The sequence below is a fragment of the Leifsonia aquatica genome, from assembly GCF_014190775.1.
Lineage (GTDB): Bacteria > Actinomycetota > Actinomycetes > Actinomycetales > Microbacteriaceae > Leifsonia > Leifsonia aquatica.
In genome coordinates, this window is record NZ_JACHVP010000001.1 from 220,079 (window position 1) to 238,798 (window position 18,720).

Genomic DNA, 18,720 nt, shown 5'->3' on the forward strand with positions numbered 1-18,720 from the left:
TGGCTACTCGATCATTCCGGCGAGTGCGGCCTGCTCGGCGAAAGCGGGGACATCCCTGACGAGCTCGTCGAACGTCCCGCTGGCGGCGATCTGGCCGTCCGACATGAAGTAGATGCGGTCGGCGTGACGGATGGTGGAGAGCCTGTGGGCGACCAGGATCACCGTGACCTTGCCGTGCAGCTCCCGGATCGCCTTGGCGACGGCGGCTTCGGTGGCCGAGTCGAGTGCGCTCGTCGCCTCGTCCATCACGAGGACGAAGGGGTCAACGTAGAGTGCGCGCGCGATCCCGAGACGTTGACGCTGACCTCCGGAGAGGGCGAGGCCGCGCTCGCCGATGACGCCATCGAGTCCGCCCTCGCGGCCCGCGATCACGTCCCAGAGCTGGGCCTGCTCCAGAGCGGCCCTGGCACGGTCGGCGTCGACATCGTCCGACCAGGTCAGAGCGACATTCTGACCGACGGTCCCGTCGAAGAGCGAGACGTCCTGGGGGACGTAACCGACGCGGGAATGCCATGCCGACGACACGTGCCGCAGCGGCGTGCCGTCGATGGAGATGGAGCCGGAGGTCGGATCCACCAGGCCCAGGATGAGGTCGACGAGCGTGGATTTCCCGGCTCCGGACGACCCGACGAAGGCGACGGTGGAGCCGAACGGGATCGAGAGTGAGATCGAGCGCAACGCCGTCGGCGCGTCGGGCGCGTAGGAGAACGTCACGTCGTCGAGATCGAGCGTCGTGGGGTGCTCGGGCAGATGGCCGGTGTCGAGCCCACCCCGGGCTTCGGCATTCTGCCGCTCCATGAGCTTGATGTCCGCGATGACGTTCTGCGCGTGCGGGAGGTTGGCAGTGGTGGTACCGATGACGGCCTGGAATCGCGTGATCGACGGTGCCATCCGGAACCCGGCCAGGCTGAAGATGGAGACGGCGGTGATCGCCGCGGTCAGTCCTCCACCGGTGACGTACCCGACCGCGCCGACGAGGACGATTCCCCCGATCACTGCGGACTCGAGGATGTAACGCGGCACGAGGTTGAGGAACTGGATGTTGGCGCGCGCTTGGGAGGTCTTCACCCTGTTCGCATGGACCACCGCTGCGACCTCGTCCGACTTGTTCCGCAGCGTCACCTCCTTGAGCGCCCCGATCATCTCGGTGAGCAGGCGCGAGACCCGGTAGGAGTAGTCGCGGTTGACGCGGCCGGCGACCTGGGAGCGACGTGAGACCCAGAAGTAGAGGGCCAGCCCGACGAGGCCCAGATAGATGACCGCGGTCGCCGCGATCGCAGGCTGGGCGACCACGAGGACGAGGAAGACCACGATGAACGTCGTCGCCTCGCCGACGAGCGATGCGGCCGGCAGGAGGACGCCGGCGATGGTGTTGGCGATACCCCAATCCGCGAGCCGCACGACGTCCGAAGAATTGCGTTTGAGCCGCTCGACCCAGGGCGCCCTCATGTACGCGTTCAGCAGACGGTCGCCGATCGCGAGCTCGAAGGCGGCGAATCTCCGGGTCGCCAGGTACTGGATGAGCGACGCGAGGATGCCCTTGACGATCACGACGACGCAGACGAACACGAGGATCCATACGAGGCCGGCCGTGTCGATCGTGCCGAGCACGGGAACGGTGAGCGAGCTCCCAGAGAGGAGCGGGGTGATCACGACGGCGAGCAGGCCGAGGGAGACCGCGTCGAGCACGGCGAGAAGCCCGACGAACCACGAGTAGAACGTCAGATAGCGCTGCCCGGCCGGTGGGAGGAGCGGCACCAGCTCACGGATGGTGCTCCAGAGTGCCTTCACAGCTCGGGCACCCTGTGCCGTCGCAGATCGGACGCGTGGGGGATCGGGATCATCAAGGCTCGTCTCTGCACCCGTCAACCGCCGGGTGTCCCGGTCAGTTTACAGAAAGGCACCTGCGCGAACCGTGGGCAGGGGCTCCGCGAGCGCCCTCGGCGACAGGGCGAATAGGCTACCGGGGTGCGCGTATTAAGTGTCGTGGGCGCTCGTCCACAATTCATCAAACTGGCTCCGATCGCCTCGGCGATGGCGGGGCGGGCCGATCACATCGTCGTCCATACCGGTCAGCACTACGACGAGTTGATGTCGGATGTGTTCTTCCGCGATCTCGGGATCCCGGAGCCCGATGTGAACCTGGCGATCGGATCCGGATCGCACGGCGAGCAGACCGGCGCGATGCTGTCCGCGCTCGAGCCGGTGATCGAGCGATACGCCCCCGACTGGGTCCTGGTCTACGGCGACACCAATTCGACGCTCGCCGCCGCGGTGGCGTCGGTCAAGCTCCACACTCCCCTGGCGCACCTCGAAGCGGGACTGCGGTCGTTCAACCGACGGATGCCCGAGGAGCACAACCGGGTCCTGACGGACCACGCGTCCGACCTGCTGCTGGCGCCGACGGCGGTCGCGATGGGGCACCTCGCCGACGAGGGGCTCGGCCACCGCAGCGTGCTCGTCGGCGACGTGATGACCGACGTCCTCTACCGTGTGCGCGATCAGGTCCTCGCGGCGAGCGGCGAAGCCGCGCGTGCAGGCGACTACTATGTCGCCACCATCCACCGCCCCGACAACACGGACGATCCCCGGAGACTGGCAGCGATCATCGACGCGCTGGCGGGGCTCGACCGGCCGGTGCGCCTGCTGGCGCACCCACGGTTGGTGGCCACGGCCTCGGCCTCGGGCGTCGAACTCCAGCGGGGCGCGATCGAGCTGGCTGCTCCATTGGCCTACCCCGAGCTGGTGGCCGCCGTCCTCGGCAGCGCCGGCGTGGTGACCGATTCCGGCGGGCTGCAGAAGGAGGCGTTCCTGTTGCGCGTGCCCACGACGACGGTGAGGCCCGAGACGGAATGGGTCGAGACGGTCGATCTCGGCTGGAATGTGCTCGTCGGGTCCGACCTGTCGAGCCTGCGTGACGCCGTTCAGCGGCCGCGGCCGGCTGCGACCCTCGCCGCACCGTACGGAGACGGCCACGCAGCCGAGCGTGTGGTGGAAGAGCTCGCCGGGCGGGTCGCCGGAGGCGCCGCGTAGCCTGCGGGCCGGCGTCGGATCATTCCGATGCGAGCAGCCGCCGCGCAGCCCGCTGGCCCGCTGCGGCGAGGGAGGCGTGCTGGCGCACCCACTCCACACGGGAGACGCGTCGTCGCGCGTGGTCCGCGCCGCCGTCCGCTTCGGCGGCGGCGATCATGGCCTGCGCCACGGCCTCCGGCGTGAAATCGCTCCGCCAGCCCAGATCGTTGCGCTCGACGAGGGCCGCACCCGCACCGCGTCCCGCGAAGACGACGGGCGTGCCGCACGCAGCTGCGGCGTACGTCTTCGTGGGCTTGGCGAAGTCGTAGCCGATCCCGGGACGGATGCTCGCGAGCGCGGCCGTCGCGCCGCGGATCCACTCCGCCGTCTCCGCGGGGGGGATCACGCCGCCGAGGTGGACCGCGTCGGCGAGGCCCAGCCGCGCGGCGGCCTCGCTGACGTGCGACTCCTCGACCCCTTGCCCGAAGAAGCGGATCGATGCTTCCGGGAAGCGCTGTCGCACGATCGCGAGCGCCTCGACGAAGATCGCCGGCGACTGCCACTCCGACATCGATCCCGTGTAGACGAAGGCCGGTCTCGCGCCCGGGGCGACCGGGCCGTCCGGCGTGAACACCTCGGTGTCCACGCCGTTGTCGACGGTGGCGACCGCGCTCCGCGCGACGCCGAAGTCGACGACTTTCTGAGCGACCTCCTCGGACACCGCGATCACCGTCGCCGCATGCCGGAGCACGAAGCCCTCGACGCCCTTCATCACGGAGACCAGCACCCTCGGAGCTCCCAGCGCGACGAGCCCATCCGACCAGACGTCTGCGGCGTAGTACGCGTAGGGGCGCCGGCGGATCATGCTCGTGAGCGCGACGACGATCCCGGTGGTGGGCGGTGGCTCCGAGACGACGAGATCTCCGCCGGTGAACAGCAGGCGGACGGCGAGAGGCACGTCGAAGCTCAGATACTGCACGTATCCGCGCACATTCCCGCCGCGATCGCGGAGGACGGGGAATCGGGCGACGGCCACGCCTGCATCGGGCGACATCGCTGGAGTCCCGCGCGGAGGGGTGGTCGTGACGACCCGGACGCGTGCACCCTCCGCAGCGAGGCCTCGAGCGAGGGCGCGCAGCCTGAACGCCGCGGCTCCCACCTCGGGTGCGTAGAGTCGGGAGGCGATGACGACACGCCTCGGCGTGCGCGCTCTCACTCCGAGACGTGTACCGTCGAGGCGCCCTGTGCGGATCGGAGGACTGCTTCGGCGACCTTCACGTTCTGCAGGCCCTCGCGCATCGTGACGACGCTCGACGTCTTGCCGAGGATCGCATCCCGGAACGCCTCGTGCTCCAGCCGCAGCGGTTCGCGCTTCGTGAGCGCGTAGCGGACGACGGTGCCCTCACTGACCCCGCGGAAGGCCATGACGGACTCCCACTCGGTCGTCGTCGTGCCGTTCTCGTAGAAGGTGAGGTCACCGCTGATCGTGTCGGCGACGAAGGCGCCTCGGTCGCCCGTGACGACGGTCACGCGCTCCTTCATCGGCGACAGCCAGTTCACCAGATGGTTCGTGATCACGCCGTTGTCCAGGAGGCCGGTGAACGAGACCATGTCCTCGAACTCACGGCCGCTGCGAAGCGCGACCTGAGCGGCCACCGAGCTGAACCCGCTCTGCGCGAGCCAGGCGGTGAGATCGATGTCGTGGGTGGCGAGGTCCTTCACGACCCCCACATCCGCGATCCGCGCGGGGAACGGACCCTGACGCCGGGTCGCGATCTGGAACACCTCTCCCAGGTCGCCCGCCTCGATGCGCTCGCGCAGGCTCTGCAACGCCGGGTTGAACCGCTCGATGTGGCCGACCGCACCGACCAGTCCACGCTTCTCGAAGGCATCCACCAGCCGCTCGCCAGAATCGATGTCCGGGGAGATCGGCTTCTCGACCAGCGTGTGCACGCCCGCCTCCGCCAGCGCGGTCGCGACTGCTTCGTGGTAGATCGTCGGGACGGCGACCACCGCGGCATCGATGCCGGCGGCGATCAGCTCATCGACGCTGGACAGGAGGGGAAGGTCTCCGGACACGTTGTGCGGGTCCCCGGCCGGGTCGGCCACGGCCGACAGCGTGACGCCCTCGACCTCACGGATCACGCGCGCGTGGTGGCGTCCCATCATCCCGAGGCCGATGAGACCGACCCGTACGTCGGCCATCAGGCGCCCGCTCCGGCGAGAGCGTTCACCGCGGTGACGATGCGGTCGAGATCCGCGGGGGTGAGCGACGGGTGCACGGGGATGGAGAGGACCTCCTGCGCCGCGCGCTCGGTCTCGGGGAGGTCTTCCGTGCGGGCGAACGACGGGAGGCGGTGGTTCGGGATGGGGTAGTAGACCCCGCTCCCGATCGCGTACTCCTCGCGGAGGGCGGCGGCGAAGCCGTCACGGCCCTCGGGAACGCGGATCGTGTACTGGTGATACACGTGCGACGCCCGTTCCGCGACGACGGGGGTGCCGACGCCGCTGAGGTTGGCGTCGAAGAACGCGGCGTTGGAACGGCGCTGCTCGGTCCAGCCCTGAACCTTGGTGAGCTGCACGCGCCCGATCGCGGCGTGGAGGTTCGTCATCCGGGCGTTGAAGCCGACGATCTCGTTCTCGTACTGCTTCTCCATGCCCTGGTTGCGCAGCAGGCGCAGTCGGCGCGCGACCTCGTCGTCGCCCGTGGTGACGATGCCGCCCTCGCCGGAGGTCATGTTCTTCGTCGGGTAGAGGCTGAACATCCCGAACGCGCCGAACGATCCGACCGGACGCCCGTCGTACTGCGCACCGTGCGCCTGCGCCGCGTCCTCGAACAGTCGCAGTCCGCGGCGGGCCGTGAGGTCCGCGAAAGCCCCCATGTCGGCCGGCTGGCCGTAGAGGTGCACCGGCATGACGCCGACGGTGCGCTCGGTGATGACCGCCTCCACCGCCGCTGGGTCGAGGTTGTACGTGACGGGGTCGATGTCGGCGAAAACCGGGGTCGCCCCGGTCAGCGCGACGGAGTTCGCGGTGGCGGCGAAGGTGAAGGAGGGGACGACGACCTCGTCGCCCGGCCCGACGCCGGCGGCCAGGAGCCCGAGGTGGAGTCCGGCCGTCCCGGAGTTCACGGCGACCGCGTGGCGGCCGTCCACGAGCTGAGCGGAGAACTCGCGCTCGAACGCGGCGACCTCCTCGCCCTGGGCGAGCATCCCGGACGCGAGCACCGCGTCGACGGCGGCGCGCTCCTCGTCCCCGATGATCGGCTTCGCCGCCGGGATGAAAGCTCCAGCTTCAGTCATTCGTCCACCTCAGTAAGTACGTCGTCGATTTCGATGTAGCGGTCCCCGGTGCTGGGGCACACCCACTCGTCCCCGTGCTGCTCGAGCGGCACGCCGGCTTTGCCCACCCAGCGGATCCGCCGGGCGGGCACACCCGCCACAAGGGCGAAGTCGGGAACGTCCTTGGTGACCACCGCGCCGGCGGCGACAGTGGCCCAGCGCCCGATCGTGACCGGCGCGACGCACACGGCGCGGGCGCCGATCGAGGCGCCGTCGCCGATCGTGACGCCGACGGGCGTCCAGTCATGGGCGCTCTTCAGCTCCCCATCGGGAGTGATCGCGCGGGGATACGTGTCATTGGTGAGGACGACGGCCGGGCCGATGAAGACACCGGCGCCGAGCACGGCGGGCTCGTAGACGAGTGCGTAGTTCTGGACCTTGCAGTTGTCGCCCATCCGCACGCCCGTGCCGATGTAGGCGCCGCGGCCGACGATGCAGTTCTCGCCCAGGACGGCGGACTCGCGGACCTGCGCGAGATGCCAGACCTTCGAGCCCTCGCCGATCGAAGCGTCGGGCGAGACATCGGCCCCTGGTGCGACGAAAGCCAACGCCGTTCGTCCTTTCGTAGGTGGGAGGCGTATGCCCCAGAACGCGAGCAACGCGCATCGAAACTACCACGCCGCACGTGACAGGGCCCTGAGCGTCCGGGGTGCATCCAGCTCCCCCACGGTACGGCGGAGCTAGTATGGATCAGCAATTTCCGTACACGTACGCGATCTGGAGACGACCGATTTCCGCTGTCGAGGGCAAGACCTGGCTCGTGATCCCGCTTTTCAACGAGGCGCCGGTCATCCGAGCCGTCATCGAGGACGCTCGCACGGTGTTCCCGAAGGTCGTCTGCGTCGACGACGGATCCTCCGACGGCTCCGCCGACGAAGCCGCTGCGGCGGGAGCAGTGGTGGTCCGCCATCCGATCAACCTCGGTCAGGGCGCCTCCCTCCGCACGGGTCTGGACTGGGCACTCGGCGACCCGGAGGCCGACTACTTCGTCACGTTCGACGCCGACGGCCAGCACCAGGTGTCCGACGCGCTCACGATGGTCGACATGCTGGCGACGCAGCCGCTCGACGTCGTGATCGGCTCCCGGTTCCTCGACGATCGCACGCGGGTGTCGCCGGTGAAGAAGGCGGTGCTGAAGACGGCCGTGGCGTTCCAGCGGGGCAGCACCGGTGTGCACCTGACCGACGCGCACAACGGCTTGCGGGCGTTCAACAGGCGGGCCGCCTCGTCCATCGCCATCACGCAGAACCGCATGGCTCACGCCTCGGAGATCGTGTCCGAGATCTCGCGCAACGAACTGCGCTGGGCGGAGGCGCCGGTGCACGTGGTCTACACGGACTACTCGCGTGCCAAAGGCCAGTCCGTCTGGAACTCGGTCAACATCCTCAGCGATCTGTTCGTGAAGTAGGGAGGCGCGCCATGGACGCCGGTCAGACCGTCATCAAGATCATCCTCATCGTCGCGCTCGCCGCGTTCGCGGTGTTCCTGATGCTTCCCGGGCGCGGTCAGCGGCACGTCGCGATCCGCCGGCTGCTGATGATCGCGCTGCTGGTCCTGGTCGTGCTCGCGGTGATCTTCCCCTCCGCCGTCACGGCGGTCGCGCACGTCCTCGGGGTGGGCCGAGGGGCGGACCTCCTGCTCTACGGCTTGATCGTGGTGTTCGCGGGCAACTCGATCCTCGTCCAGCGCCGCCATCGGAACACCGAGCGCGAGATCACCATCCTCGCCCGGCAGCTGGCCATCCTGCAGGCGCCGACAGCCGCTGAGGTCGAGGCAGGACGCCCTGCGGAGCCCGTGCCGCCGGCCGGGCAGGCCACCGCGGCGGAAACGGTGCCGGTGGAGCCCGCCGTCGACGGAGCCGACCGCAACGGCGTCTCGTAGACTCGTCTCCATGCGAATCCTGGTCACCGGCGGAGCCGGATACATCGGTGCGCATGTCGTCCGCCTGCTGATCGAGCGCGGCGACGATGTGGTGGTCGCCGATGATCTGATCTCCGGTGACGTCGACCGGGTTCCGGACGTCCGACTGATGAAGGCCGACCTTGCGTCCGTCGATGTCATCCCGCGGCTGGCCGCGTGCCTGCGAGAGGAGCGGATCGACGCGGTGCTCCACTTCGCGGCCCGCAAGCAGGTCGGTGAGTCGGTCGAGCGGCCCGCGTGGTACTTCCAGCAGAACGTCGGGGGCCTCGCGAACCTGCTGCTCGCCATGGAGGACGCCGGAGTTTCGCGACTCGTCTTCTCCTCGTCGGCAGCCGTCTACGGGATGGCGAGCGGGGCCGCGATCACCGAAGGTGCGGCGACGCAGCCGATCAATCCGTACGGCAGCACGAAGCTCGTCGGTGAGCAGCTGGTCCAGGATGCGGGACGCTCGTTCGGCCTCTCCGCCGTGAGCCTCCGGTACTTCAATGTTGCGGGCACGGGAGCACCTGAGCTGGCCGACCGTGCCCGGCTCAACCTCGTGCCGATGGTGTTCGAGCGGATCGACGCAGGGCTTCCTCCGCTGATCTTCGGAGACGACTTCGAGACGCCCGACGGAACCTGCGTGCGCGATTACGTTCACGTGCTGGACGTCGCCCGGGCTCACCTCGCCGCGGTCGACAGCACGGTGGCCGGGCGCGGCGACCACGAGGTGTTCAACGTCGGTACCGGCGAGGGCACGAGCGTGCGCCGGATGGTCGAGGCGATCCTCCAGGCCGCCGGCTCCTCGCTCGTCCCGGAGATCGTCGGTCGTCGAGCCGGGGATGCCGGGGTGGTCGTCGCATCGGCGGAGAAGATCGGCGATCGACTCGGCTGGCAGGCGTCCCACGGGTTGGACGACATCGTGCGGTCCGCGTGGGACGCGCATGTCGCGATCCGGGCCGGGCACGGAATGCCCTAGCGTGATGCGGGTGACCGCATCCGACTCGCCAGCGATCGCGGTTCGACGATCGCGGTCCGTCCGGACCTTCTGGATCCCGTTCGTCTTCCTCGCCGTGCTGTCCAGTCTGTGGGCGCTCGCGAGCCCGCTCTTCTCCGTGCCGGACGAGAACGCCCACGCCGCGAAGGCGATCGCACAAGTACGCGGACAGGTGATCGGCGCGGTGGAGCCCGGCGCGAAGTACCTCGTCGTCCAGCTGCCGCCCGGCTATCACTACAACCACTCGGCGATGTGCTTCTTGTTCGTCCCCGAGGATTCGGCGCACTGCGCGGTGCACTTCGGCGACGGCACGGGATCCTCCACTTTCGATACCTGGGTCGGAGCGTACAACCCGATCTACTACTACCTCGTCGGCTGGCCGAGTCTGCTCACCGACCAGGGGGAGGCGGGCGTCTACGGGATGCGCATCGCCGGCGCTCTGCTCTGCTCCGCACTGCTGGCGTTCGGCTTCCAAGCGGCGCTCTCATCGCGACGCTCGCGCTGGCTGCCGCTGGGCATGATGCTCGTCGCCGGCCCGATGGTGCTCTATCTCGCCGGCTCGGTGAATCCGAACGGGCTCGAGGTCGCCGCTGCGGCGGGGCTGTGGGCGACATTGCTGCGCCTTCTCGAACGTCACGATCCGCTCTCCGACGACGTGGGACTTCCGCGTGCGTACCTGTGGACGCTCGTGACCGTGTCGGCGATCCTGCTCGCCAACGCGCGCTCGATCGGGCCGCTCTGGGTGGTCGTGATCGTCGCGGCGTGCGTCGCCGTCGTCGGATGGAGAGCTGCGCGGGCCTTCTTCTCGAGGGGGCGCACGTACATCTGGGTTGGCGTCATCGCCGTCGGGATGCTCTTCTCGGCCGCCTGGACGATCGCCACGAACGGCGCGGGCGGGCAGGCGGGCGCGAACGATGCACCACTGGTCGGCGCGAGCGTCGTCTCCGGTGTCGCCGCGATGCTCCGCCGGACGCCCGGGTACGTTCAGCAGGGCCTCGGCGTCTTCGGCTGGCTCGACACCCCGTTGCCGTGGATGCTCTACGCCCTGGTCGTCGTCGCGATCGGTGTGCTGGTCATTCTCGCCGTCAGCGGGGCCGGACGGCGGGCAGCCGTGGTCGTCGTGTGCGCGCTGGCGGGCGCAGTCCTCATCCCCGCCGTCGTCCAGGGCGTCCAGATCTCGCGCACGGGCCTGATCTGGCAGGGGCGCTACGGCTTGCTCCTGTACATCGCCGTCCCTCTCCTGGCCGCCTGGATGCTGTCGAGGGCGGGCGGATCGCGTCTGGACTTCCTCTCCGTGCGGGTCGTGCGGATCGGCCTCGCCCTGTGCGCGCTCTTCGGTGTTCTGGCGTTCTTCACCGTCCTTCGGCGGTACGTCACCGGTTTCGGCCACGGTATCGGCGCGATGTTCCATCCCGAGTGGCAGCCGCCGCTGGGGTGGGAGCTCCTCCTCGTCCTCTACGGGCTGGCGACCGTCGGCTTCGCCGTGTGGCTGGGCTTCCAGACGGGTCACCGCGATCCCGCTGCGGACCTCCCCGAGCGGCCCGTCGACGCGACGATCGAGGCGGCCTCGCCCGCCGTTCCGGGAGGGCGCTAGCGTGCGGATCGCCATCGTGTACGACTGCCTCTTCCCGGTGAACACCGGCGGTGGGGAGCGCGTGTACCGTCGGATGGCCGAGCTGCTGGTCGAGCGCGGGCACAGCGTCGATTACCTCACGCGACGCCAGTGGGGCGACGGCCATGAGCCGGACGCGTCCTTCACGGTCGTCCCGGTGTGGAGCGGGGAGATCTACGATGCCTCCGGCGGTCGTCGCACGGCGGCTGCCGCGGGTTTCGCGGCGGCGGCGTTCGGCGAGCTTCGTCGCCGTCGTGGGGAGTACGACCTGGTCATCGCCAGCGCTCTCCCGGTGCTCAATGTGTTCGCGGCCCGCGCCGCGACCATCGGCACACGGACGCGCCTGCTCAGCGATTGGCTCGAAGTGTGGACCTGGCGCAAGTGGCGCGAGTACTCGGGCCCGCTCGTCGGCACTGTCGCGTCGGTGCTGCAATGGGTCGCCCTCCGGCTCACGTCGGATGTCACCGTGAACAGTTCGTTCACGCGCGCGCGGATCCGCCGCTATCGACGTCGGCTCGATCCGATCGTCCTCGGCCTCCTGGATCTCGCCGAGGCGCCGGTGACGGCGCACCCGACCCCGGTGGATCCCGGGCTCGTGCTCTTCGCCGGACGCCACATCCCGGACAAGCAGCTGACGGCGCTTCCTGCCGCGATCGGAGTCGCCCGGCGCCGCGACCCCTCCGTGCACGTCGTGGTCGTGGGGACCGGGCCCGAGACGGAAGCGTTGCGCCGTGCTGTTGAGGCGGAGGACGTCGGGCCGCTGTTCGACATCCGCGGTCGCGTGGAGGACGACGAGCTCGCGCGCCTCTTCTCGGAGGCCGCGGTGCTCGTCAACCCGTCGAGACGCGAGGGCTTCGGGCTCGTGGTCGCGGAGGCTGCCGCGGTCGGGACGCCGAGCGTCGTCGTCGCCGGCGATGACAATGCCGCCGCGGATCTGATCGAAGCCGGTGTCAACGGCTTCGTCGCCGACGACGCCGGCGCGGAGTCGCTCGGGTCGGCGATCCTGGATGCGGTCGGGGGAGGAGCGGCGCTGCGAGCCACGACCGCCGAATGGTTCGCGACCGCCCGGCGGTCTCAGAACCTCGGCTCCTCGGTCGACGAGATCGTGAAGCGCTACTCGTCCAGCGCCCGCTGAAAGCTCTCTGCCGTCGCGAGCGCGGTCCGCGCCCAGGAGAACCCTTCGGCTCGGGCGAGACCCGCCGACGAGCGTCGCTCGCGTGCGGCGGCATCGCCCAGCAGAGCGCGCAGGGCATCGGCCAGCCCGTCCGGGTCGCGCGGGTCCACGTACAGTGCGGCATCGCCTCCCACCTCACGCAGGACCGGCAGGTCGGAGCAGATGACCGGGCACCCGCGCGACATCGCCTCGAGGACCGGAAGCCCGAATCCCTCGAACAAGGTCGGGACGACGACCGCTGTCGCCTCGGAGTAGAGCCGTTCGATCTCGTCGTCGTCGACCCACCCGAGGAGGGTCGTGGTGGCGGCGATGCCGAGCCTCTCGACGAGCGGGCGCAGCGGATCGTCGCCGTGCGACCCCGTGATGACGAGGCGGGGCCGCGCTTCGCTCGGGATGCGGGCGATCGCCGTGAGGAGCGTCTCGAAGTTCTTGTGGGGCATCCGGTTGCCGAGGCTCAGGATGAGGTCGTCCGCACGGTGCGCGCTCGCCGTGCGTTCGGAGACGGGGAGGCCGGCCAGGGGGACGACGTCCACCGTGTCGGTGCCGAGCCGCAGGATGCGCTGCAGATCGGCGCGCGACTGTTCGCTCACCGTGATGACGCGGCGCGCGTTCCGTGCCGCGCGCGAGATCAGCGCGCGCAGCACCGGCGAGTAGGGTCCCGGTACCCATTCCGGATGCACGAACGGGAGGAGGTCGTGCACCGTGAGCACCACGGGCACCCGCGAACGGATCGGCCCGATGTTCGCGGGGGCGTGGATGAGGTCGGCGCCGATCCGCCGTGCCGCGGCGGGCACCGATCGGAGCTCCCCGAGTGCCCACGACGCGCGCGCCTCCCCGGAGACCGAGGACCGCACGACGTCGCCCGGGAACCAGCCGAGATCGAGGCTCTCCGCCTCACGGGGGAGCAGTGCGGTGTACTCCAGCCCGTCGGTGAGGCCGCCCAGTTCTCGATAGACGTTCCTGACGTACGACTCCATACCGCCCTTCGTGCCCGTGTAGAAGAGCAGATCGACGAGGATGCGGGGCATCGCGGTCAGACCCTTTCTCGTGGGGCGGCGGTCTTGCGGCGCCGGGCGAGTTCATAGAGGAACGCCTGGAGAAGCTCCCCGAGCAGCAGCACGGCGAAGATCCAGCCCAGCTGCTGGGTGGCGACCACCGCCGCGGCGACGGCGAAGGTGATGACGGCCACGACTCCGCGGAGGATGGTCAGGAGCCGTGCTTCGCCCATGCGACGCAGCGACGCGAACGGGATCGTCGTCGCCAAAGAGGCCGCCCGCCAGAGGCACGCGATCAGCAGGGGGAGGACCGTTGCCTGCAGCGTCCATCCCGCGCCGAAGATGTACCCGAACACACCGAGGAACTCGCAGACGAAGATGACGACCGTCGCGGCGAGGACCGATCCGGCCGAGACCACGATGTCGAGCAGCGAGTGCTGTTTGAGGAGCCGCAATCGCATGAAGTTCAGAGGGATGGCCAGAACCCCGGAGACCGTCGAGATGGAGGTGAAGAGCACGGAGGGCAGCGGGCCGAGGAACGACAGGATCGTCCAGTTGATCAGCGGGTAGATGCTGCCCGTCAGGGCGACGTCGGCCACCACCCAGCCGAGCACCCGCGGCTCCGGGGCGCTCGGCCGGTGCTCGACGGGCAGCGAACGGATGAGGGTGGCGACGAAGATCCCTGCGACCAGGGGGATCAGCGCCCAGCGCGCGCCGGAGAACCCGGCGAGCACTCCGGCCAGCGCTCCGACGCCGACGGCGATCGCCGCGCCGATCTCGCGGGTGTCCAGTCGCTCGGCCACGGACACGCCGCGTCCCACTTCGAGTGAGGCGAGCAACACCGGCAGGGCGATGCACAGCACGACGGCGTCATCGAACCGGATCGCAACGGCGAGGGCGGCGATCAGTGAGAGTCCGGCGAGCCAGAGCGGGAACGTGACCCGCCGCTCGGTGCCGGCGGAGCTCAGCCGGGACTCGACGACGACGGCGAAGGTGAGCTGGCCGATGAACGTCGCCACCATGATCATCACCGAGATGACGCCCTGCTCGGAGATCGTGAAGATTCGGGACGAGATCGAGATCGTGGCCGCGGGGATCACCGCGAGCGAGACCCCTCCGACCAGCGTGATGAGCGACATCGCCGCGCGCCGGAGGCGGATCTCGGGAGGGAGTTCCGTGCTCATCGGTCAGGCCCGCCTGTCTCCGACACGCAGCCGCAGCGACTGGACGAACCCGAGATGCGTGTCGACGCCCGGGATGCGCCTCGGCCTGCGGGACGCGGTCCGTCCGGCCCGCCAGCCGGCGAGCCTGCCGGACGTCGAAGCGAGATCGCGGCTGAGCACCAGGTCGCCCGCGCACACGATGAGCTCGGTGAGCAGGGCCCGTGCGAAGTGGCGCGTGCGCAGCACTCCGTAGGCGCGCACGAGGTATCCGCGGCCGAATCCGGCCCGTCGTCGCTGCTGAGCCGAGCCCCGGCCGGAGGTCGCGCCGCCCAGGTGCATGCCGCGCGCACCGACGACGGCGGCCGTCGACCAGCCTGCGGCGCTGAGGCGGAGCGCCAGATCGAGTTCTTCGCCGTACATCTGGATGCCCTCGTCGAGCGGGCCCACCGCCTCCAGGGCGGTGCGGCGATAAGCGGCGACGGCCCCGTAGGGGCCGAGCAGCCGTGGTGCGGGGGCGCCGTCGACGACGTCTGCCTCGGTGGCACCGTTGTACCGCACGAATCCCGCCATGGTCGGATCGGCGCAGATCCCGAACGCGTCGACCCGGCCGTCCGGTTTCAGGAGGAGGGGCGAGGCGCTCCCCGTGCCGGGGTCGTCGGCGAACGGCTGCACGAGCCGTTCGAGCAGTTCCGGCTCGGCCTCGACGTCGTTGTTGACGAGGACGACGATCTGGCCGTCTCCTGCGGCGATGCCGGCGTTGCACGCACCGGCGAAGCCTTTGTTCGTCGCCAGCGCGACGACGGTCACAGCCGGATAGTCCGCCTCCAGCCGTGCGACGGTGTCGTCAGGTCCGGCGTCGTCGACCACGATCACACGATGGGGCACCGTCTGCGCGGTGAGGTGGGCGAGGCACCGTTCGGTGAGGTGCCAGTTCCCGTAGACCGGAACCACGACGTCGATGGTCGGGCGGGCGTCCTGAGTCACCCGTCAACTATCGCAGACATGCGGCGACTGACGAGCCGATCGGGTCGTTATGGATATGATCGGCTTCATTCCACGACGACCGACCAAGGATCCCGACCTTTCATGACCACCGTCCAGGCGATCGAGCTCTCGATCCTCATGCCCTGCCTCAACGAGGCCGAGACGCTCGCCGTCTGTATCGACAAAGCGCAGGCCTACCTCGCGCGCGCCGGAATCGTGGGCGAGGTGCTCATCGCCGACAACGGCAGCACCGACGGCTCGCAGGAGATCGCCGAAGCGCACGGCGCGCGTGTCGTGCCGGTGGCGGAGAAGGGCTACGGCGCGGCCCTCCTCGGCGGTATCGCCGCCGCCCACGGCACCTACGTCATCATGGGCGACGCGGACGACAGCTACGACTTCTCGAACCTCGATCCCTTCGTCGAACGGCTGCGCGCTGGGGACGACCTCGTGATGGGCAACCGGTTCCTCGGCGGGATCGAACCAGGTGCGATGCCCCCGCTGCACAAATATCTGGGCAATCCCGTCCTCTCGACCATCGGGAAGATCTTCTTCCGATCGCCGATCTCCGACTTCCACTGCGGACTGCGCGGATTCAACCGTGCGGCGATCACGCAGCTCCACCTCCAGACCACAGGGATGGAGTTCGCGAGCGAGATGGTCGTCAAGGCCTCGCTCAACGGCAGCAAGGTCAGCGAGGTGCCGACCACCCTCAGCAAGGACGGGCGTTCGAGGCCACCGCACCTGCGCAGCTGGCGCGATGGCTGGCGCCACCTCCGCTTCCTGCTGATCTTCAGTCCGCGGTGGCTGTTCCTGGTCCCGGGCTCCATCGCTTTCGCGATCGGCATCCTCGGGACGTTCTTCCTGAGTCTCGGTCCGCTCGTCATCGGCGACATCGGTTTCGATGTGTCGAGCCAGGTCTATCTGGCCGCTTTGGCGGTGGTGGGTTACCAAGGGGTGATCTTCGCCATCCTGAGCAAGATCTACGCTCAGCACGAAGGTTTCCGAATACCCCGAAGCCGCAACTTCGATCGCCTGGAGCGACGCATCAGCCTCGAGTCGAGCGCCATCGCCGGTGTGATCCTCTTCCTCCTCGGTCTGGCGATCGCCGTCATCCAGTTCTCCGTGTGGGCCTCGTCGGGCTTCGGTGCGCTGAACGCCCAGGACACTCTCCGTATCGCCGTTCCCGCCGCTCTGCTGATGATCCTCGGCGCGCAGACGATCATGGCCGGCATGTTCCTCGGGGTGCTGTCGGTGGTTCTGAAGCGCAAGTGATGGCCGAGTCGCGGGTGAGCGTCGCCCTGTGCACGTACAACGGTGAGCGGTTCGTGCGCCAGCAGATCGAGAGCATCCTTCTGCAGCGCCCCCGCCCCGACGAGCTGATCGTCTCCGACGATGGATCGACGGACCAGACGCTCAGCATCGTGCGGGAGATCGCCGAGTCCCCCCTGGCCGACGGCGTCACGGTCGTCGTGCTCACAGGTGAGCGGCCGCTCGGTGTGACCCGCAACTTCCAGCGGGCGGTCGAGGCCGCCACCGGGGATCTCATCGCCTTGAGCGACCAGGACGACGTGTGGCACGAGGGGCGCCTCGAGCGCATCGTGGCCCGCTTCGCGGCGGACGAGGGGCTGCTGCTCGTCCACACGGACGCTGATCTCGTCGACACCGACGGACAGCCGTTGCATCGCACCCTCTTCGAGTCGCTGGAGGTCACCGCGTCCGAGTTCGACGCGGAGCTGGCGGGGAGGGCGTTCGACGCGTTCATCCGTCGCAACCTCGCCACCGGAGCCACCGTCGTCTTCCGCCGCACGCTGCTCGACGTCACTCTTCCATTCGCCGACGGGTGGGTGCACGACGAATGGCTCGCCGCGGTGGCGGCAGCGGCGGGTCGTGTGGAGGTGCTCCAGGAGCCGACGATCGACTATCGGCAGCACGACTCCAACCAGATCGGCGTCGCGGCACCGACAGTGGCCGGGAAGATGAGGCGGGTGCTCGAGCCGCGCGGCGACCGCAACGCGGTACTGGCGACACGGTTCGGCGTATTGGCCGATCGGTTGGCCGCTCTGGGTGACCGCGTCCCTCCCGGGTTCGTCGACGCGGCGCGCGAGAAGGCCCGCTTCGAGGCGGAGCGTGCGGCCCTGCCCGCCAATCGGCTCCGCCGCCCCTGGCGTGTCCGCAGAATCGCCGTGGGCGGCCGCTACGAACGGTTCGCCAGCCGCGGGCGTGCCGACATCATCCGGGACCTCCTACAGCCGGCGTGAGTCCCGGTGCGGCAGCCGCAGCCGCCAGCTCATCCCCTGCGACGCCTTGACGGTGCACACGATGAGCAGCATCCATCCGGCCTCGACCAGGATCGAGCTCTCGAAGACGCTCGTGACGAGCAGCGACACGAGCACGAGCGGCGCCCAGGCGTAGACGACGCTGCGCCGGTTGGATGCCAGGAGCCACGAGCGCACGAAGGCGAGCCCGATGAGCGCGACGAACAGCAGGAGGCCGATGATGCCGACCTGCAGGTAGACGTCGAGGTAGGCGTTGAGGCCGTCCGAATGGTAGACGCCGGTCGCGGCCTGGATGGCCGTGAACGGGTAGAGGTCGGTGGGCCACGCCCCGGCCCAGCCCCAGCCCACGCTCTGCTGCACCGGGATCAGCTCCCAGATCTGGATCCAGAGCTGGTAGCGCACCTGGAAGTCCGCGCGGGCGTTGAGGAGGTCGATGACCCGGGTGCGGTAGATGTACGCGGCCACCAGCGCCGCGACCGTGAGGATCGCGAGCCCCCACTGCACGAAGGTCCTCTGGTGCACCGGGACCTTGCGCATCAGGTAGAGCGCGAGCGTCGCGAGCCCGACGACCAGGGAGACCGCCGCGATGACGGGGGAGTGGGCGAGCAGGATGCAGAGCACCGCGAGGGTGATCGAGAAGGCTGCCCGCGGCGGGCGCACCGAGCGCGTGCGCAGCTCGACGAGGAACGTGACGAACGCGATGAGCGCGACGATGCTCAGCTGGTTGCGCGAGCCGAACAGACCCTGGATCGGGCCGCCGGAGGCGATGTTGCCCTGGATGCCGAGGAAGGTGATCGGAAGGTCGAGCAGCAGGCCGCTCAGCACCTCCAACGCGAGCGAGACGGTCAACAGGAAGCGCAGGGCGTCGCCGACCACCCGCACGATCTGGATGGCGTCCCGCACGAGCGCGATGTAGACCGCCAGGAAGGCGAAGAGCAGCTGGTAGATGACCCCGGCCAGCGTCGCCCACTGGTACTGGCTCCACAGCAGCGACAGGGCGCACCAGCCGACGAAGAGCAGGGCCGACACCGGGAGGAGCCCGTGCCACTCGATCAGGCGCCACTGCGCCGCGAACGAGAGCGCGGCGAGCACCGCGAGCACCGCGAGGGCGCCGATGAGTCCGGGCCAGCCGATCAGCGCACGGATGGCGTGGGTCGAGAAGGCGACGCCGACGGCCAGCAGGGCGAGCGCGGAGTTGAAGCGCGCCGAACCCAGGAACTCGGTCACCGCGGCGGGGACCCGGGGGGTGCGCGGTTCGGCCATACCA

17 protein-coding genes are annotated in these 18,720 nt (G+C 69.4%); 8 read left to right on the forward strand and 9 right to left on the reverse strand.

What is annotated here, in order from left to right:
• Positions 1–3: 3 nt before the first annotated feature.
• A complete protein-coding gene (locus FHX33_RS00970; RefSeq protein ID WP_021762631.1) occupies positions 4–1,791 on the reverse strand; it encodes an ABC transporter ATP-binding protein in 1,788 nt (595 codons plus the stop codon).
• Positions 1,792–1,968: 177 nt separating this feature from the next.
• Between FHX33_RS00970 and wecB the strand changes: the two genes are divergently transcribed.
• Complete coding sequence (gene wecB / locus FHX33_RS00975; protein ID WP_039921904.1) at positions 1,969–3,033, forward strand: non-hydrolyzing UDP-N-acetylglucosamine 2-epimerase; 1,065 nt, start codon at positions 1,969–1,971, stop codon at positions 3,031–3,033.
• 19 nt (positions 3,034–3,052) lie between these two features.
• Here the strand turns inward: wecB and FHX33_RS00980 are convergent, their stop codons facing one another.
• The 4 genes from FHX33_RS00980 to FHX33_RS00995 are packed head-to-tail and all read right to left on the reverse strand — an operon-like array spanning position 3,053 to position 6,901.
• Entirely contained in the window at positions 3,053–4,228 is a 1,176-nt protein-coding gene (locus FHX33_RS00980) for a glycosyltransferase (RefSeq protein WP_039922028.1), read from the reverse strand.
• Positions 4,225–5,217 (reverse strand): Gfo/Idh/MocA family protein, encoded by a 993-nt coding sequence (locus tag FHX33_RS00985; protein ID WP_021762778.1) that lies wholly within the window; start codon positions 5,215–5,217, stop codon positions 4,225–4,227. The genes FHX33_RS00980 and FHX33_RS00985 overlap by 4 nt, the downstream gene beginning before the upstream one ends.
• Positions 5,217–6,314 carry a DegT/DnrJ/EryC1/StrS family aminotransferase gene (locus FHX33_RS00990; protein ID WP_021762779.1) on the reverse strand — a complete coding sequence of 366 codons (1,098 nt, stop codon included), beginning with the start codon at positions 6,312–6,314 and terminating at the stop codon, positions 5,217–5,219. Before FHX33_RS00990 ends, FHX33_RS00985 begins: the two co-directional genes overlap by 1 nt.
• Positions 6,311–6,901, reverse strand: coding sequence for an acyltransferase (locus FHX33_RS00995; protein WP_021762780.1), 591 nt, complete (start codon positions 6,899–6,901; stop codon positions 6,311–6,313). Before FHX33_RS00995 ends, FHX33_RS00990 begins: the two co-directional genes overlap by 4 nt.
• 137 nt (positions 6,902–7,038) lie before the next feature.
• Between FHX33_RS00995 and FHX33_RS01000 the strand changes: the two genes are divergently transcribed.
• Genes FHX33_RS01000 through FHX33_RS01020 form a run of 5 tightly spaced genes read left to right on the forward strand, consistent with a single transcriptional unit; the run spans position 7,039 to position 11,996 of the window.
• The gene (locus FHX33_RS01000; RefSeq protein WP_021762781.1) at positions 7,039–7,761 is read left to right on the forward strand and encodes a glycosyltransferase family 2 protein; all 723 of its coding nucleotides are present in this window, start codon (positions 7,039–7,041) and stop codon (positions 7,759–7,761) included.
• Positions 7,762–7,772: 11 nt separating this feature from the next.
• Complete coding sequence (locus FHX33_RS01005) at positions 7,773–8,234, forward strand: DUF2304 domain-containing protein (protein WP_021762782.1); 462 nt, start codon at positions 7,773–7,775, stop codon at positions 8,232–8,234.
• Between the two features lie 10 nt (positions 8,235–8,244).
• Positions 8,245–9,231: a UDP-glucose 4-epimerase GalE gene (gene galE / locus FHX33_RS01010; RefSeq protein WP_021762783.1), complete on the forward strand. Its 987-nt coding sequence runs from the start codon at positions 8,245–8,247 to the stop codon at positions 9,229–9,231.
• Positions 9,232–9,241: 10 nt separating this feature from the next.
• Entirely contained in the window at positions 9,242–10,843 is a 1,602-nt protein-coding gene (locus FHX33_RS01015; RefSeq protein ID WP_169730328.1) for a DUF2142 domain-containing protein, read from the forward strand.
• Between the two features lies 1 nt (position 10,844).
• Positions 10,845–11,996, forward strand: a complete 1,152-nt coding sequence (locus FHX33_RS01020) for a glycosyltransferase family 4 protein (RefSeq protein WP_021762785.1) — start codon at positions 10,845–10,847, stop codon at positions 11,994–11,996.
• On the opposite strand, the gene FHX33_RS01025 is transcribed toward FHX33_RS01020, so the two are convergent.
• From FHX33_RS01025 to FHX33_RS01035, 3 genes are read right to left on the reverse strand one after another with little or no spacing between them, the layout of a single operon-like run.
• Positions 11,975–13,063 carry a glycosyltransferase family 4 protein gene (locus FHX33_RS01025; RefSeq protein WP_021762786.1) on the reverse strand — a complete coding sequence of 363 codons (1,089 nt, stop codon included), beginning with the start codon at positions 13,061–13,063 and terminating at the stop codon, positions 11,975–11,977. The two genes, FHX33_RS01020 and FHX33_RS01025, sit on opposite strands and share 22 nt — an antisense overlap.
• A 5-nt stretch (positions 13,064–13,068) precedes the next feature.
• Positions 13,069–14,214, reverse strand: coding sequence for a hypothetical protein (locus tag FHX33_RS01030; protein ID WP_021762787.1), 1,146 nt, complete (start codon positions 14,212–14,214; stop codon positions 13,069–13,071).
• A 3-nt stretch (positions 14,215–14,217) separates the two neighbouring features.
• Positions 14,218–15,177, reverse strand: a complete 960-nt coding sequence (locus tag FHX33_RS01035) for a glycosyltransferase family 2 protein (protein WP_021762788.1) — start codon at positions 15,175–15,177, stop codon at positions 14,218–14,220.
• Between the two features lie 102 nt (positions 15,178–15,279).
• Here FHX33_RS01035 and FHX33_RS01040 point away from each other — a divergent pair, with 102 nt between their 5' ends.
• Together FHX33_RS01040 and FHX33_RS01045 are read left to right on the forward strand one after the other, a co-directional pair.
• A complete protein-coding gene (locus FHX33_RS01040; RefSeq protein ID WP_021762789.1) occupies positions 15,280–16,449 on the forward strand; it encodes a glycosyltransferase family 2 protein in 1,170 nt (389 codons plus the stop codon).
• The gene (locus FHX33_RS01045; RefSeq protein WP_021762790.1) at positions 16,449–17,435 is read left to right on the forward strand and encodes a glycosyltransferase family 2 protein; all 987 of its coding nucleotides are present in this window, start codon (positions 16,449–16,451) and stop codon (positions 17,433–17,435) included. The genes FHX33_RS01040 and FHX33_RS01045 overlap by 1 nt, the downstream gene beginning before the upstream one ends.
• Here FHX33_RS01045 and FHX33_RS01050 read toward each other — a convergent pair.
• Positions 17,421–18,716 carry an O-antigen ligase family protein gene (locus FHX33_RS01050; RefSeq protein WP_021762791.1) on the reverse strand — a complete coding sequence of 432 codons (1,296 nt, stop codon included), beginning with the start codon at positions 18,714–18,716 and terminating at the stop codon, positions 17,421–17,423. The genes FHX33_RS01045 and FHX33_RS01050 overlap by 15 nt on opposite strands.
• Between the last annotated feature and the right edge of the window lie 4 nt (positions 18,717–18,720).

Coding starts and splice junctions, on each gene's coding strand:
- FHX33_RS00985 (WP_021762778.1), bottom strand. CDS start 5,217: ATGGCCGACGTACGGGTCGGTCTCATCGGCCTCGGGATGATGGGACGC.
- FHX33_RS00990 (WP_021762779.1), bottom strand. CDS start 6,314: ATGACTGAAGCTGGAGCTTTCATCCCGGCGGCGAAGCCGATCATCGGG.
- FHX33_RS01000 (WP_021762781.1), top strand. CDS start 7,039: ATGGATCAGCAATTTCCGTACACGTACGCGATCTGGAGACGACCGATT.
- FHX33_RS01005 (WP_021762782.1), top strand. CDS start 7,773: ATGGACGCCGGTCAGACCGTCATCAAGATCATCCTCATCGTCGCGCTC.
- galE (WP_021762783.1), top strand. CDS start 8,245: ATGCGAATCCTGGTCACCGGCGGAGCCGGATACATCGGTGCGCATGTC.
- FHX33_RS01025 (WP_021762786.1), bottom strand. CDS start 13,063: ATGCCCCGCATCCTCGTCGATCTGCTCTTCTACACGGGCACGAAGGGC.
- FHX33_RS01030 (WP_021762787.1), bottom strand. CDS start 14,214: ATGAGCACGGAACTCCCTCCCGAGATCCGCCTCCGGCGCGCGGCGATG.
- FHX33_RS01040 (WP_021762789.1), top strand. CDS start 15,280: ATGACCACCGTCCAGGCGATCGAGCTCTCGATCCTCATGCCCTGCCTC.
- FHX33_RS01045 (WP_021762790.1), top strand. CDS start 16,449: ATGGCCGAGTCGCGGGTGAGCGTCGCCCTGTGCACGTACAACGGTGAG.
- FHX33_RS01050 (WP_021762791.1), bottom strand. CDS start 18,716: ATGGCCGAACCGCGCACCCCCCGGGTCCCCGCCGCGGTGACCGAGTTC.